Origin of the sequence: Parapedobacter composti (assembly GCF_900112315.1) — a bacterium.
Lineage (GTDB): Bacteria > Bacteroidota > Bacteroidia > Sphingobacteriales > Sphingobacteriaceae > Parapedobacter > Parapedobacter composti.
In genome coordinates this window covers 14,875-29,695 of sequence record NZ_FOLL01000020.1, presented here as the reverse complement: position 1 = coordinate 29,695, position 14,821 = coordinate 14,875, and the positions used below count along the sequence as shown (strand labels likewise).

Genomic DNA, 14,821 nt, shown 5'->3' with positions numbered 1-14,821 from the left:
ATGATGAAGAAAAAAATAAATACTTCTGCAATCATCAATTTGTTATTGGTGGTTATCGTAGGCGTCTTGGCATTCGTGCCAGACACCAGGGCCTGGGTTGGACGCGGATTAATGAAAATTGGCTTGTTCAAGCCAGATTTGGAACACGGAGTAGTGAAAGAAGAGGAATCTCGTCCCACCCATACGGATATGCGAGCGCCGGTACTTTTTGCCGATGGTAACGGAAACCGCATTGATGCAGCCAACCAAACGGGCAAGGTCGTGTTTGTTAATTTCTGGGCCACGTGGTGCCCGCCTTGCATCGCGGAAATGCCTTCTATTGATAAATTATACCAACGGTTCAAAGATAACCCGCAGGTGGTGTTCATTATGGCCGATGTAGATGGCGATTACGAGAAATCCAAACGGTTTATGGCCGGCAGGAAACTGGGGCTTCCCGTGCATGTGCCGGCAGGCAAAATACCTGATCACTGGCTGGGCGGAGCGGTACCGACAACGGTAATATTGGATAAGCAGGGGCGCATAGCGGCCCGGCATGAGGGCATGGCCGATTACAGCCGCCCGGAGGTGACGGCGTTCATCCAGCAATTGCTTAGCCAGTGATATCCAAAAGTCATCACGGTTTTTTATTAGCCAACACCAATTTTTTGTTTTAGGTTTGCATCATGAACCGTACAGAACTCATCCGCCAGATAAAGGCTAAACGCTCGTTCCTTTGCGTAGGGCTTGATACCGATATCACAAAAATTCCGGCTCATCTGCATGCTTATGAAGATCCGGTTTTTGAATTTAATCGGCAGATCATCGAAGCTACGGCAGATTTGTGTGTAGCTTATAAACCCAATGTCGCCTTTTATGAAGGCGCTGGGGCGGCCGGGTGGAAAAGCCTGCAGAAAACCTGGGAAGCGCTGCCGAAAGACTGCCTTAGCATTGCGGACGCCAAACGCGGCGATATCGGGAACACCTCCAAGATGTATGCCAGGGCATTTTTCGATCAGCGGCATTCTGGGCTCGGGTTTGATGCGGTCACCGTGGCACCGTATATGGGTAGTGATTCTGTGCGTCCCTTTTTGGAATTTGACGGGAAGTGGGTGATCCTGTTGGCTCTTACGTCCAATGCCGGGGGACTTGATTTCCAGACTATAAAAGACGGTGAAGGTACCATGCTGTTTGAACGTGTTATCCAGACAGCCAATACCTGGGGAAACGCAGACAACCTGATGTATGTGGTAGGGGCTACACGGGGCGAGGCCTTTGCGACCGTGCGTAAACATGCGCCCCATCACTTCTTGCTGGTTCCAGGTGTAGGAGCGCAGGGCGGAAGTCTTAGCGAGGTCTGTGAATACGGGATGAATGCCGACTGTGGATTGCTGGTTAATGCTACCCGTTCGATCATCTATGCTGCTGACGGGCGGGATTTCGCCGAGCGGGCACGTCAGGAGGCATTGGCCTTGCAGCGGGAGATGGAACGGGAGCTGCTGATGCGCGGCATCATCTAAACCTTTCTACCCAGGTCTTGAAAGCTTGAATAAAGTCGCTTAAAAATTGCCGGGTGGAATCTTCCGTGAGGTTTCCTTGATCATCAAACAATCCGGCGGCATCACCGATATATGCTTCGGGTTGTGCCAGGGTAGGCACATTTAAGTAAGCTAATGCTTGCCTTAGGTGGTGGTTTGCGCCAAACCCGCCGATTTTACTCGGCGATACACTTACGACGGCCGCGGGCTTGCCGTCCCATGCATTCGCACCATAAGGACGCGATCCTACGTCCAACGCGTTTTTTAACACACCGGGTATGGAACGGTTGTATTCTGGGGTTACGAATAATAGACCGTCAGCGTCTTTAAGTGCCTTACGGAAGCTTACCCATTCATCAGGCGGGGTTTCATCAAGGTCTTCATTGTACATCGGCAGTTTACCGATATCCAGGATATTCCATTGAAATGTTTCCGGTGCCAATGTCATCAGGGCGCTGGCGGTTTTCCGGTTGAGGGAAGCCCGTCGCAGACTTCCCACACATACAGCTATTTGATACTTCTCCATATCCTGTATAATCAACGATATGGGCGAAATGTTTGGCGTTATCCCAAAAACGTAACCAAGATTTTATCGATGCGGTTGCCATCCATGTCTACCACCTCAAACTCATGGTTTTTCCATTGCATGCGTTCGCCAACGGCGGGCATGTGGCCCAATTTAAGCAAAATGAGTCCGGCGATGGTATTGATGGATCCCAAGCCGTTTTCTTCATCTTCCTCTGAAGGCTCGATGTTGAGCGCCGTGAACAGCTCGTCAAGCTGGTACTGACCATCAATGAGCAGGCTGCCGTCTTCCCGTCGAACAATCTCCGGTCGGTCAGCGGTATCACCATCGGATATGTCGCCCACTAGGCTACTTAATATATCGTTGATGGTTACGATTCCCTGTAACGACCCGTACTCATCAAGTACTACCGCCTGGTGTATTTTGGACGTTTTGAATTTGTTTAATATACTGTAAGCGGAACTGTTTTCATGGACATAATTGAGTGGCTGTGTCAGATCCCGGAGGTGTATGGGCTGTTCAATGAGGTATTGCTTTAGCAACGACTTGATATGTACTACGCCAATGATATTATCCAGGCTGCCTTGGCAGACCGGATACACCGTATGGCCGCTTTCCAGAATGGTTTTTCTGTGTTGTTCATAATCGTCGTCAATATCCAGCCATTCGATGTTGCTGCGATGTGTCATGAGGTTTACGGCCCTTTTATCGCCAAGGCTGAATACCCTGTCGACAATCTCGTGCTCAATATGCGCGATGGCGCCGATGTCTGCCCCTTCATCCACCAAGGCTTTGATTTCCTCTTCGGTAACCGCATTCTGGGAGGTTTTGATATTCAGGAGCCTGACGATGGTTTCCGTGGTAGCGCTGAGGAGCCAAACGAACGGTGCTACCACTTTGCTGAGCAAATCCATGGGGAAAGCGACCACCGTGGCAAATTTTTCGGGCATTGCCAGTCCGATGCGCTTGGGTACCAGTTCGCCCAGCACCAATGTCAGGAACGTGATAATGACAACCACGATGAATACCGAAACTTGTGAGCTATATCCAGCAAGCCACTGAATTTCGGAGAGATATACGTCAAGTCGCTGTGCAATGGTAGCACCGCCGAAGATACCAGTAAGTATACCAATAAGCGTGATACCGATCTGTACCGTGGAAAGGAACTGGTTGGGCGACTCCTTTAGCTTGATCGCTCGTTTAGCGGCCATATTTTTCCTGTCAACCAGTACTTGCAGGCGGGCCTTGCGGCTTGATACAATGGCAATCTCTGACGCCGAAAAAACACCGTTTAACAGCACCAGCGCCAGGATGATCAGCGACTCAGTAAGCATGTAGCTAAGTTAATAAATTAATTCCGACAAATAAAACGGCGGTTGTCCGCCCGGTCGCTATACAATATCCAACAGGTTTTTAGGCTTCTTAACCTGTTGTTTAAGCAAGGCAATGTTTATCACTTCATGCATTTCCGCTACATAGTGGAACGTTAAATCCTTGATGTAATCTTCCTTGATTTCGAGGATATCCTTTTTATTGGCTTTTGAAAGAATAACTTCCCTTATGTTGGCACGTTTGGCCGCCAATATTTTTTCTTTGATGCCTCCAACCGGGAGCACTTTTCCGCGGAGGGTGATTTCACCGGTCATTGCCAATTTTTCCTTTACCTTGCGTTGCGTAAAGCTGGACGCCAGGGCGGTAAGCATGGTGATGCCCGCCGACGGCCCGTCTTTAGGTGTAGCTCCGGCAGGAACGTGGATGTGGACGTCCCATTTGTCAAACACGGAATAATTTATGCCGAATTCTTCCGCGTGAGCCCGGAGGTAGGCCATCGCAATGCTGGCCGATTCTTTCATTACATCGCCCAGGTTACCTGTGAGCGTAAGTTTGCCTTTTCCGGGGCTTAAACTCGACTCAATGTAGAGGATATCTCCGCCAACCTGCGTCCATGCCAGCCCGGTGACCACGCCGGCCACTTCATTGTCTTCGTAATACTCCTTATCGAATATCGGCGCGCCGAGAATTTTCTCAACCGTTTCTGCATCTATGGGTTTGGCTAACGGATCTTCCATCACGATATGAGTGGCCACTCCGCGTACAATGGAACCGATTTTCTTTTCCAAACCGCGTACTCCGGATTCACGGGTATATTCGTCAATGATTTTTTCGATGACCTTTGAACGGATGGCTACATCTTTGGGCTGAAGCCCATGTAGCTCCCGTTGCTTCGGGATGAGGTGCTTTTTGGCAATCTCTATTTTTTCTTCGATAGTATACCCATTGACCTCGATGACTTCCATCCGGTCGAGCAGGGCAGGCTGTATGTTGCTCAGAGAGTTAGCCGTAGCGATGAACATTACGTTGGACAGGTCATAGTCCAGTTCAACGTAATGATCATAAAAAGCGTTATTCTGCTCCGGATCCAATACTTCCAGCAGTGCGGAGGAAGGATCGCCCCGGAAGTCGCTGCCCACCTTGTCGATTTCATCCAGCACAAATACGGGGTTTGAAGCTCCAGCTTTCTTCAGTGATTGAATAATGCGTCCCGGCATGGCACCGATATAAGTTTTACGATGTCCGCGTATCTCCGCTTCGTCGCGTATACCGCCAAGCGCCATACGGGTATATTTACGGCCAAGGGCTTTGGCGATGGATTTTCCCAGTGAAGTCTTTCCCACACCCGGAGGGCCAACCAAACAGAGTATCGGGGCCTTCATGTTATGCTTTAACTTTAATACCGCGAGATACTCTATAATGCGTTGTTTTACCTTTTCCAACCCATAATGGTCGCGATCCAGTACCCGTTTGGCCCGTTTGAGATCAAAATTATCCTTGGTAAACTCATTCCAGGGCAAATCAAGCAATAATTCGAGGTAATTGATCTGCACGGAATAATCGGCCGCGGCAGGATTGATGCGTGCCAGCTTATCGAGCTCTTTATTGAAATGGTCGTCCACTTCTTTTGCCCATTTTTTTGCCTTGGCCCGGTTGCGCAGATCTTCCATTTCGAGATCCGGCGTGTTACCTCCCAGTTCTTCCTGAATAGTCTTTAGCTGCTGGTTGAGAAAGTAATCCCGTTGTTGTTTGTCCAGATCGCCGCGCACTTTGTTCTGGATCTGTGTTTTGAGTTCCAAGAGTTGAAGCTCAACATTCAGTTGTTCCAGCACCTTGGCGGCTCGTTTCTCCAAATCAGCGGTTTCCAACAACTGCTGTTTGAATTGCAGGTCGGCATTGAGATTAGACGAAATGAAATTAATAAGAAAACCGGGGCTTTCAATGTTTTTTATGGCAATGCCGGCTTCGCTGGGAATATGTGGCGAAAGCTGGATGATTTGCAACGCCATCTCTTTGATGGATGAAATCAATGCATTGAATTCCCGGCTGGGTTTGTGCTTTTTTTCTTCGAAGCGCTCAATATTCGCTTTGATATAAGGCTCGCTTTGGATGAGCCCGCGCAGTTTGAAACGCTGTTTTCCTTGGATGATAACGGTGGTATTTCCGTCGGGCATCTGTAAGATCTTGATGATCATGGCCACGGTGCCGACTTTATTGAGCTGGTCAAATGTCGGGTCTTCAATAGCCATATTCTGTTGGGAAACCACGCCGATAATACGGTCGCCGCGATACGCTTCCTTCACCAGTTTGATGGACTTATCACGCCCTACGGTAATCGGGATCACCACACCGGGGAATAGTACGGTGTTGCGTAATGGTAAAATGGAAAGTGAGTCTGGAATTTCAGCGTTGGTCATCTCGTCTTCATCCTGTTGGCTTAGCAACGGGAAAAATTCCGTATCTTCGTTTATGATGGGTATTGCCTGGTTAAAGTCAAATGGATCGAAATTGCTCATGAATAGTTTTAGTTCTTATCGTTTGGGTGGCGCCATAATGGCAGCTGCACCGTTATACTCATTCGATATTGTGTTTAATATACCTTCGCTTGGCTATTGCAAGGCTTATGCCAAGAGCCAATTTTGCGCTATTTTATTACAAAACGGAATGATCAGGGCGCATCTGCTGCAAAAAAGTCAGCTACATGGAAACGCGGTGCCCGGTTGTTTCCGCCGGATATTTCCGCTAAATTAAGCTATTTATCACACGAACGAGCAGGATGAGATAATAAAATGTTTGTTTTGGAGTTTTATGCTTAATACGTAATGACTAAGTTTGTAGCACGGAAATTGCAGTAGGAAGGGATGACGGTTGTTTTTTAAGCTATACAGCAGGCAATCGCTAATGTTTTGATAATTTAAAAGTAATGGAAAGAAACAAATTAAGTATGATTTTCAAGAAGTTGAATCGTGTGATTTTGGGAGGTATGCTGTCTGTTGCGGTATTGGGGGCAACGGCGCAGACCACGGAGACAGCACCCAGCAATCCCAACGTCCGTTTGGGGCAGAAGGCCTTAATAGACGGTGACTTCAAGGCGGCGGCCGCGCATTTGCAAAAAGCCCTTCCGGCAGAGGCCGGCGATCCGGACGTGATGTATATGCTGGCTTATTCGCAATACCAGGTAGGCGACTATAAAAAAGCGCTGGAATCTTTCAGTAAGGTAGTGCAATTGAGGCCCGACCATGAATCGGCATATTACTACCGCGGTAAAGCCAACAATATGCTGGCGGTTCAGACCGATGTGAAAGTGACATCAACCAACCGGGAAAAGATGCTGAACGCGGCTATCGCCGATTATACAAAAGCCATTGAGCTGAACACCGGGGATGTTAAATACTACCAAAACCGTGGTATTGCATACCGTGATCTGGGTATTTTAAGGGGTACGCCCGGCACCGCTAATTATGACAAGGCCATTGCCACCGAAGCGTATGATAAAAGCATAGCGGATTTCGAGCAGGTGCTGGCCATGAACCCTGGCAAGAAAGACATTCAAACCGAGATCAAAAAAGCAAAGATATATCGGGATAACCTGAAGTAGTGAACGCCTGATATCGGCAATAAAGCCTTGGCATCCTGTCAAGGCTTTTTCATTTCAACCGTCCGGTCACCACATAATGGCTATTACCGATAACGCGAACGTGCTGTTGCTTGATTATCCGGTAAAGGGAGTCAGGGTAATAGTCCAGCTGTTCGTCCGTTTGGTAGAGCATATTGCCGACGCTGTTGGTAATGCCGATATGGCTGATAGTGCCATCGGTGTGTTTGGCTATCGTTATCCGTGTGGTGCGCAATGCAGGATCTGAACTGGTGTACTGGACAGTGTTTGCAGTGCTGTCAATGCGATAGCTGTTGCGCCACGCGGGTTTATTGATATCCGCCTCGATGAAGAGAGCGAATTCCCGCTCCCAATTGGCAATGCTTATCTCCTTGCTTTCCGGGGCGCCGTTTTTGGACACTGTTTTGGAAACACGAGGAGCAAGGCGCTGTAACCGACTGGCCTCTTGCCGGAAATAGTTCTCCAGGCTGAAGTAACGTGCGGGTTGCGCGATAGACGACGTATCGCCGACAGGTGTGCACGCAGCGCCCCATATCCACAATATGCAGACAGCTAATATGCGGGCGCTGCATCTCCGAGAAGCGATGCTTACCTTAACCATTTTTCGGTTAAACCAATGCATTTCCAGTCATTTCATCCGGAATGGGCAGCCCCATGATTTTCAGAATGGTCGGCGCCACATCTCCAAGTTTGCCGTCGGCTATTGCTGTATAGGGACTGTTGACCAATATGCAGGGAACCAGATTTGTTGTGTGGGCGGTGTTAACCGAGCCGTCATCATTGGTCATGAATTCAGCATTGCCGTGATCAGCTATAATAAGGAATGTATAGCCTTCTGTAAGGCCACATTCCACCACCTGCCTGGTACAGCGGTCTACAGTCTCAACGGCGCTTACCACGGCTTCAAATACACCTGTATGCCCTACCATGTCCGGGTTTGCGAAATTAAGGCAAATAAAATCGGGACGATTTGTCAAGATATCTTCACATATGGCATCGGCTACGCCCTGCGCACTCATTTCGGGTTGCAAATCGTAAGTAGCCACCTTGGGCGAGGGGATAAGAATGCGGTGTTCCCCATTGAACGCCTGCTCACGGCCGCCCGAAAAGAAGAATGTGACATGCGGATATTTCTCGGTCTCCGCGATACGGGTTTGGGTTTTTCCATTAGCCGCCAGCACTTCGCCCAGCGTATTGCTTAAGTTGTCTTTCAAAAACAGGGCGTGTACACCTTTGAACGTTTCATCATAGGTGGTCATGGTAAGGTAGCGCAGGTCCAGCGGATGCATTCCCTGTTCAGGTATGGCCCGTTGGGTTAATGCGATGGTAATTTCCCGCCCTCTATCCGTACGGAAATTGAAGCATACAACCACATCACCGGTTTTTATGGTAGCAACGGGCGCGCCATAATCGTCTGTTTTAACGATGGGCTTGACAAACTCATCCGTCACGCCATCAGCGTATGATTGTTGCACGGCTGCGGCAATATCCCGGGTAGAAGTGCCCACGCCGTGCACCAACAGGTCATAGGCCTGCCGTACGCGTTCCCAACGATTGTCACGATCCATCGCATAATACCTGCCGATGGCGGACGCCAGTTTTCCAGTGCTTGTAGAAAGAAACTGTTCGATGTCCTTTACGTAGCCAATGCCCGACTGCGGGTCGGTGTCACGGCCATCCAGGAACGCATGGACATAGACGCCATTGGTCAACCCGGCGTGTTTCGCCGCGTCGCATAAGCCTTTTAAATGCCGGGTATGGGCATGTACGCCGCCATCGGATAGCAAGCCAATAAAATGGACCTGTTTCCCTTGCGATTTCGCATAATGGAACGCTTCCTGCAAAGGTTGGTTCCGGTTGAACTCGCCGTCTTTCACGGCCTTGTGAATCCGGCCAAGTTCCTGATAAACCACCCGTCCGGCCCCAAGGTTCATGTGTCCGACTTCGGAATTACCCATCTGTCCTTCGGGAAGGCCCACCGCCTCACCGGAAGCGTTCAGTCTTGAATTGGGATAACGGGTTAATAACTCATCCAGGAAAGGGGTCTTTGCGGCCAGTACCGCGTTTGATCGGTCTTGCTTGCCATAACCTAAACCGTCTAAGATTATGAGCGCTACTTTTTTCTTGTTGTCCACGACGCAAATATACGCTTTTTGAAAAACTCCTAAATGAAAAGCAATCAGGCGGGAAAATAAAATATGGCATGTTTTTGGCTATATGTCTGTAGCGCGGGTGGATTTAGCATTTTAAGTAATGTTTTGTAGAAGAAAATCTACAATTTTCCCTGAAAAGTAAAAAATACTATTGTAGGATACAATAAATTACATTAATTTGAATAACATTTACTGCGGTGGAAGTGAAGGTAAAAAGAGTGATTAAAAAGGCAGGCGTAACAATTACCATGTGTTTCTTGGTAATAGCGACCCTTGCTCACAGCAACGATGTGATAGACGATATTGCATCGTGTATTAGAAGCGCTAATACCAAAGAGCTTTCTAAGTATTTTTCTTCGACGGTCAGCATGACATTGATGAATGACGAAGGTATATATTCCCGCGTGCAGGCCGAAATCATCCTCCGTGACTTTTTTAGCAAAAATACCCCCACAAACGTGAAAGTTGCACACCGGTTGGATTCCAACCCGAATTTCCGGTATGTGGTACTGAATCTCGAGACGTCAAAAGACGCGTATCGGGTCTCCTATAAACTAACCCATAACGACAACAGCTTTCAGGTGACCGAATTCCGCGTGGAGCCGATTTACTAAGCCGTCCTAATTTTATTTTTTTTCGCTTTATTTGTTTTAAATAGGCATCTTAGCAGCGTTTTATAACGTGACTTCCCGTATAGCCCGGCGATGGGCCGGCATATGGTTATAATGGAACAGATGAAGCAAGAAGAACATGATTATTTGCGGAATTTCATTGCCGCAGCGTTGAAGGAAGACATTGGAGATGGCGATCATACTTCGTTATCCACCATTCCGGCGGGAAAAATGGGAGAAGCCACGCTGATTGTCAAAGAACAGGGTGTATTGGCGGGCGTAGCGGAAGCATTAGCCGTGTTTGCGCAGGTAGACAGCTCGTTGCAAGTGGAGGTGTTCATTTCCGATGGTAGCAACGTTAAGCTGGGCGACGTGGCATTTAAGGTCAGCGGAAGTATCCACGGTATTTTGGCTGCGGAGCGCCTGGTGCTCAATATCATGCAGCGGATGAGCGGAATAGCAACAGCAACTCGAAGGATAACACAGGCATTGGAAGGAACGGCAACGCGGGTGCTGGATACACGTAAAACCACGCCGTTAATGCGGTTTCTGGAGAAGAAGGCGGTCGCTTTAGGAGGGGGGACCAATCATCGTTTCGGCTTATACGACATGATATTGATAAAAGATAACCATGTGGATTATGCTGGTGGGATAAAGCAGGCAGTTGAGCGGGCAAACCAATATCGGACCGAACAGGGAAAAGTTATACCGATTGAAGTGGAGGTTAGGAACCTCGACGAGGTCAGGCAGGTGTTGGAAGTAGGGGGGGTGGAACGTATCATGCTTGATAATTTCAGTGTAGAGCTGTTGCGGGAGGCGGTGGCAATCATCGACGGCCGGTACGTAACGGAAGCATCAGGTGGAATTACCGAAGAGAATGCAGCAGCATATGCCGCTGCTGGTGTGGATTATATATCCATGGGGGCGCTTACCCATTCTGTGAAAAGCCTGGACATGAGTTTAAAGGCAAAATTATCCGATTAAACCGATAGTATTGTTTTTCCCTTCTTTTTCGTTAATTTGCGATTCATGATATCGGTTTATTTAGTCGGAGCGGTTATACTTGCCTATCTGTTTGGTTCTATCCCTACTGCGGTATGGCTTGGGCAATCTTTTTACGGGGTGGATGTGCGAGAGTACGGGAGCGGCAATGCCGGAGCGACCAATACATTCAGGGTGCTTGGAACGAAAGCCGGTTTGGCGGTAATGTTTATCGATATACTCAAAGGGTGGACGGCAACCAATCTGGCATATTTTATCGGGCCGTCCGTTACCGGTCCGCAAGCGGCCGCACAGTTTGTGAATTACCAGTTGGCATTAGGGGTGATTGCCGTTGTCGGGCATTTGTTCCCTGTGTTTGCCGGATTCAGGGGAGGGAAAGGTGTAGCTACATTGTTCGGTATGATATTGGCCGTACACTTTCAGGCAGCATTGGTATGCGTTTCTGTTTTTTTGGTCGTATTGCTGCTCACCCACTACGTGTCACTAAGTTCCATCAGTGCCGGCTTTGCTTTTCCCTTCAGCATCGTGTTTCTCTTCCATACCTCTGTGAAATCGGTGTTGCTGTACGGGATGTGCATATGCGTGCTGATACTGATTACCCATCAGAAAAATATTGAACGGCTCCTGAAGGGCGGTGAATCCAAAGTTTATCTGTTTAAGAAGAAGGCTAAGTACAACCGTTAAATTCGGCATGTATATTGCTTTATGAGCGGAGGCTGCTATCAACCGATAAACAGTATAATTGATAATGTCATGAAACCATTCAATAAAAAAATCACAAGTCTGCTGCTGATTGCGACAATCGCAGCATCCTGCGCGACGGTGCCGCTCACCGGCCGACGGCAATTGAGTCTGGTCAATGAGGCAGAAATACAACAACAAGCGGCATTGGCCTATCGGGATTTCCTGGGGGACTCAAAAACTAAAGTGGTCAAGGGTACTGCGCAAGCGGAAATGGTGCAACGGGTGGGCCGGAATGTGGCGTCTGCGGTAACCCGCTTCCTGCAGGAGAATGGGTACGCCAACCAATATGATTTCCAATGGGAATTCAACCTGATTAACGAAGACCAGATCAATGCATGGTGCATGCCCGGTGGAAAAGTAGCCGTTTACACAGGGATTTTGCCCGTGACACAGAATGAGGCTGGACTGGCGGCCGTAATCGGTCATGAGGTTGCCCATGCCATTGCCAAGCATTCGGCAGAACGAATGTCGCAGAGCATACTCGCCCAAGCGGGCGGAGTGGCTGTTGATGTCGCTACCGCGGAGAAATCCGGCACCACGCGCGCAGTGCTCAACACGGCGTATGGACTGGGAGGGCAGTTGGCGCTGTTGAGTTATTCCCGTAATCAGGAGAGTGAAGCCGATCGTATGGGCTTGGTCTTTATGGCAATGGCCGGTTATGACCCCCATGAGGCCGTGAGGTTCTGGGAAAGGATGGCACAGGCAAAGCAGGGACAGGGCGCTCCTCCCGAATTTTTAAGTACCCACCCCAGCGATGCCCGCCGCATTAACAACATCCAGCGGCTGATCCCAGAGGCCATGGCCTATTATAAGAAGTAATGCATTTGCGGTGTTTTTTTGTATGTTTGTAACACTAAATGCATACGAAAACAAAGCAAACGGATATCGCTGCCATCCGAATGGAATACGAGATGGCGCAACTGGGCGAGGAAGACATCGCCGCTGACGCTTTTATACAGTTCCGGAAATGGTTCGACGAAGCGATCGAGAGGCACGTGCTGGAGCCGAATGCCATGGCGCTGTCAACTGTGTCGGCAGATGGTAAGCCTTCTTCGAGAATCGTCCTGCTTAAGGAACTGGATAGCCGGGGCTTCAGCTTTTTCACCAACTATAAGAGCCAGAAGGGAAAGGAGCTGGATAATCGTCCTTACGCCGCCCTTTTGTTTTTTTGGCCAGAGTTGCAACGCCAGGTTCGTATCACGGGATCCGTTGAAAAAGTGACGGCTCAGGAGTCTGACGCCTATTTCAAGTCGCGACCTAAAGGCAGCAGATTGGGCGCTATCGCTTCGCCCCAAAGCGAGGAAATCGAAAATAGAGAATGGTTAGACAGCCAATTGGCCGACTTGGAGAAAAACTATGCCGATACGGACGATGTACCGCGGCCTGCACATTGGGGCGGATACAGACTGGTACCTGACCGATTGGAGTTCTGGCAGGGACGGAAAAGCAGGCTCCACGATCGGTTGGTGTATGAAAGAGACAGGAGCGGTTGGAACGTGTCACGATTAGCCCCTTAACCGAATGGATATTACAGCACGGGTAAAAGCATTATTGATTGGCCGGTTCGGTGAACAGGTCATAAAGGCAGAGGAGCGCGTAGGCTTGCAGCCAGCCTTGGTGGTGGCCGCCGACCATTTGTCTCAGCTATGTTTATTCTTGCGCGACCATGAAGAAACCTATTTTGATTTCCTGTCGAGTATCAGCGCAGTCGACGATGGTATGGAGTCAGGTACATTTACCATCGTTTACCATTTGGCATCCATCCCGCATCAGCAGCAGTTGACGCTCAAAGTTATTATACCAAATGATAGGCGGCTGGACAATCTGCCGGTGGTCCCCACGGTGAGTGGGGTATGGCGGACCGCCGACTGGCACGAGCGAGAAGCCTTTGATCTGATGGGAATATATTTCGATGGCCATCCGGATCTGCGGCGGATACTGCTGCCGGACGACTGGGAGGGGTACCCCTTGCGCAAGGACTATGAGGAGGCGGAAGCCTACCACGGGATTTCAATTAAATAACTTTAAAGCCGATATAGCATGAGCATGCCGTCAGTTACGGAAAAACCATATCAGGAAGCGTTACGGGCTTATGAAGCGCGGTTGGCAGCGATTGGAGCAGCTGAAATGGTGATCAATATGGGCCCGCAGCATCCTTCAACGCACGGGGTTTTGCGGCTGCAATTGGTTACCGATGGTGAATTGGTGAAAGAGGTTATCCCACATTTGGGGTACCTGCACCGCTGTTTTGAAAAACACGCTGAATCCATGAACTACGGCAAAACCATCCCCTTCACCGATCGCATGGATTACCTGGCGTCCATGAACAACAGTCATGCGTTTGTGATGGGGGTGGAGCGTATGCTGGGTATTGAGGGCCGTATCCCGAAGCGGGTTGAGTACATCAGGGTACTTGTATGCGAACTTAACCGGATAGCCTCACATTTGATTGCTATTGGTACTTACGGTATAGACATCGGAGCGTTCACGCCATTTATGTGGTGTTTCCGTGATCGGGAACATATCATGAACCTGTTGGAATGGGCTTCCGGATCCAGGATGTTATACAATTATATTTGGGTAGGCGGTTTATTTTATGATCTTCCAGTGGGCTTCGAAGAGCGTTGCACAGAGTTTATACGGTATTTTAAGCCCAAACTGGTGGAACTGGATGAATTGCTGACCACTAATCAGATTTTCATTTCAAGAACTGCTAATATCGGTATCTTACCGGCAGATGTAGCTATCAATTATGGCTGTTCGGGCCCCATGCTACGCGCTTCAGGAATCAAGTGGGATTTGCGTCGGGTGGACGGTTATTCGGTTTATCCGGAACTGGAGTTCGGCGTTCCCGTGGGAAAGGGCGCGATGGGCAGCCTTGGGGATTGCTGGGATCGCTTCAAGGTGAGGGTTGATGAAATTGGTGAGTCGGTAAGCATCATCGAACAGTGCCTCGAACGGCTTACCAAGGAATTGCGTCGCACGCCGGATTTTGATCCGAGGGCGCTTGTACCCAAAAAAATAAACTTGAAAGCCCAGGATTATTACGTACGGGCGGAAAACCCGAAAGGCGAGCTGGGTTTTTATTTTGTAACCCAAGAAAAGACCGACGTTCCCAAACGGATAAAGGCCAGGGGCCCGAGTTTCAACAACCTCTCCGTACTGCCAGAACTGGGCAGGGGAGTGCTAATTGCGGATTTGATTGCCATATTGGGTTCAATAGACATTGTGCTGGGGGAAGTGGACCGGTAAAAAAATAAATATTTTTTGTATATGTGTAAAACAAACACTATCTTTGCAGTATCATAATTTAGGTTTAT

15 protein-coding genes are annotated in these 14,821 nt (G+C 49.0%); 10 read left to right on the top strand and 5 right to left on the bottom strand.

The window, feature by feature from the left end:
* Both BM030_RS16900 and pyrF read left to right on the top strand, forming a co-directional pair.
* Positions 1 to 603, top strand: a complete 603-nt coding sequence (locus tag BM030_RS16900; protein WP_244519031.1) for a TlpA family protein disulfide reductase — start codon at positions 1 to 3, stop codon at positions 601 to 603.
* 62 nt (positions 604 to 665) lie between these two features.
* Positions 666 to 1,499, top strand: coding sequence for an orotidine-5'-phosphate decarboxylase (gene pyrF, locus BM030_RS16895; RefSeq protein WP_090974788.1), 834 nt, complete (start codon positions 666 to 668; stop codon positions 1,497 to 1,499).
* On the opposite strand, the gene BM030_RS16890 is transcribed toward pyrF, so the two are convergent.
* The 3 genes from BM030_RS16890 to lon are packed head-to-tail and all read right to left on the bottom strand — an operon-like array spanning position 1,492 to position 5,891.
* Positions 1,492 to 2,043 (bottom strand): NADPH-dependent FMN reductase, encoded by a 552-nt coding sequence (locus BM030_RS16890; RefSeq protein ID WP_090974787.1) that lies wholly within the window; start codon positions 2,041 to 2,043, stop codon positions 1,492 to 1,494. The genes pyrF and BM030_RS16890 overlap by 8 nt on opposite strands.
* A 38-nt stretch (positions 2,044 to 2,081) precedes the next feature.
* Positions 2,082 to 3,377, bottom strand: a complete 1,296-nt coding sequence (locus BM030_RS16885; RefSeq protein ID WP_090974786.1) for a hemolysin family protein — start codon at positions 3,375 to 3,377, stop codon at positions 2,082 to 2,084.
* Positions 3,378 to 3,434: 57 nt separating this feature from the next.
* Positions 3,435 to 5,891, bottom strand: coding sequence for an endopeptidase La (gene lon, locus BM030_RS16880; RefSeq protein ID WP_090974785.1), 2,457 nt, complete (start codon positions 5,889 to 5,891; stop codon positions 3,435 to 3,437).
* Between the two features lie 407 nt (positions 5,892 to 6,298).
* Here lon and BM030_RS16870 point away from each other — a divergent pair, with 407 nt between their 5' ends.
* Positions 6,299 to 6,973, top strand: a complete 675-nt coding sequence (locus BM030_RS16870; RefSeq protein WP_090974783.1) for a tetratricopeptide repeat protein — start codon at positions 6,299 to 6,301, stop codon at positions 6,971 to 6,973.
* A gap of 49 nt (positions 6,974 to 7,022) precedes the next feature.
* On the opposite strand, the gene BM030_RS16865 is transcribed toward BM030_RS16870, so the two are convergent.
* Both BM030_RS16865 and gpmI read right to left on the bottom strand, forming a co-directional pair.
* Positions 7,023 to 7,592 (bottom strand): hypothetical protein, encoded by a 570-nt coding sequence (locus tag BM030_RS16865; RefSeq protein WP_139215934.1) that lies wholly within the window; start codon positions 7,590 to 7,592, stop codon positions 7,023 to 7,025.
* Positions 7,593 to 7,599: 7 nt separating this feature from the next.
* Positions 7,600 to 9,126, bottom strand: a complete 1,527-nt coding sequence (gene gpmI / locus BM030_RS16860; protein ID WP_090974781.1) for a 2,3-bisphosphoglycerate-independent phosphoglycerate mutase — start codon at positions 9,124 to 9,126, stop codon at positions 7,600 to 7,602.
* 215 nt (positions 9,127 to 9,341) lie between these two features.
* Between gpmI and BM030_RS16855 the strand changes: the two genes are divergently transcribed.
* The 7 genes from BM030_RS16855 (at position 9,342) to BM030_RS16825 (ending at position 14,753) form a co-directional block, all read left to right on the top strand.
* A complete protein-coding gene (locus BM030_RS16855) occupies positions 9,342 to 9,758 on the top strand; it encodes a DUF4783 domain-containing protein (protein WP_090974780.1) in 417 nt (138 codons plus the stop codon).
* Positions 9,759 to 9,878: 120 nt separating this feature from the next.
* Positions 9,879 to 10,739 (top strand): carboxylating nicotinate-nucleotide diphosphorylase, encoded by an 861-nt coding sequence (gene nadC, locus BM030_RS16850; RefSeq protein ID WP_090974829.1) that lies wholly within the window; start codon positions 9,879 to 9,881, stop codon positions 10,737 to 10,739.
* A gap of 45 nt (positions 10,740 to 10,784) precedes the next feature.
* Positions 10,785 to 11,441, top strand: a complete 657-nt coding sequence (gene plsY, locus BM030_RS16845; protein WP_090974779.1) for a glycerol-3-phosphate 1-O-acyltransferase PlsY — start codon at positions 10,785 to 10,787, stop codon at positions 11,439 to 11,441.
* Positions 11,442 to 11,510: 69 nt separating this feature from the next.
* Positions 11,511 to 12,320, top strand: coding sequence for a M48 family metallopeptidase (locus BM030_RS16840; protein WP_090974828.1), 810 nt, complete (start codon positions 11,511 to 11,513; stop codon positions 12,318 to 12,320).
* Between the two features lie 38 nt (positions 12,321 to 12,358).
* Positions 12,359 to 13,018: a pyridoxamine 5'-phosphate oxidase gene (pdxH, locus tag BM030_RS16835; protein WP_090974778.1), complete on the top strand. Its 660-nt coding sequence runs from the start codon at positions 12,359 to 12,361 to the stop codon at positions 13,016 to 13,018.
* A gap of 4 nt (positions 13,019 to 13,022) precedes the next feature.
* Positions 13,023 to 13,523, top strand: a complete 501-nt coding sequence (locus BM030_RS16830) for an NADH-quinone oxidoreductase subunit C (RefSeq protein WP_090974777.1) — start codon at positions 13,023 to 13,025, stop codon at positions 13,521 to 13,523.
* 18 nt (positions 13,524 to 13,541) lie between these two features.
* Entirely contained in the window at positions 13,542 to 14,753 is a 1,212-nt protein-coding gene (locus BM030_RS16825; protein WP_397236238.1) for an NADH-quinone oxidoreductase subunit D, read from the top strand.
* Positions 14,754 to 14,821 lie beyond the last annotated feature (68 nt).